1 protein-coding gene is annotated in these 682 nt (G+C 39.6%); it reads left to right on the top strand.

The window, feature by feature from the left end:
* The first annotated feature begins 333 nt into the window (after positions 1–333).
* Entirely contained in the window at positions 334–543 is a 210-nt protein-coding gene (locus ACP45E_RS18400) for a hypothetical protein (RefSeq protein WP_017034544.1), read from the top strand.
* Positions 544–682: the final 139 nt, after the last annotated feature.

Raw genomic sequence — 682 nt, 5'->3', positions numbered from 1 at the left:
ACGGTGAAACCCCGATGTTGGTAGTAAGGCTAGCTGTAACGTGTTGATTTATTTTACTTTCAAGTGTTTAGAAGAAGCATATCTAGTAAATCTGCGTTGAAAGATGGTCTAAAAAGAAAATTAACTAAGTAAACTAAATCAATATCTTAGATTTTTGACACTACTGTATAAGTCCACCCTTCGTAGACTAAATATCGATGTTAGCAGGCAACCAAGCCCCTTTGTCACTAATTGCTGCGCAAATAGAACATCACTGAAAAAAGCGTGCATAGTTTTTCTTACTCAGATGAAAGATCTTAATTCTCATGTAATGAGAAAGGTAAGGAGAGCAATATGGCGATGCGAAAAATCAGACCGAGACAATTTATTGATGAGTTTTACCCTGACTCAGGAATGTGTAATACAACCATTATTAACTGGATAAAGCTCGGCAAGCTTGAAGGTACTCGAACTCCAAGTGGACGATACTTAGTCTGTGTGGATGACGAGATAGGGAATCCTGCGGACAGAGTGAGTGAACTTCTAAGATTCTTGGAGTCATAAATGGTTGGTAGAGCTAGAAGCAAAGAAACGGCTCATTATCCTCCATTCTTGGTGAAAATGAGCCATAGGGGTCAATCTCGATTTCGGTTTACGACCGTAGATGGTGTGAAGAAGCTATTTCCTATCGGGACTGTAGAGC

Origin of the sequence: Vibrio genomosp. F10 str. 9ZD137, assembly GCF_049974785.1 — a bacterium.
Classification (GTDB): domain Bacteria; phylum Pseudomonadota; class Gammaproteobacteria; order Enterobacterales; family Vibrionaceae; genus Vibrio.
The sequence above is the reverse complement of the archived record's forward strand: the minus strand, read 5'-3'. Positions and strand labels throughout refer to the sequence as shown.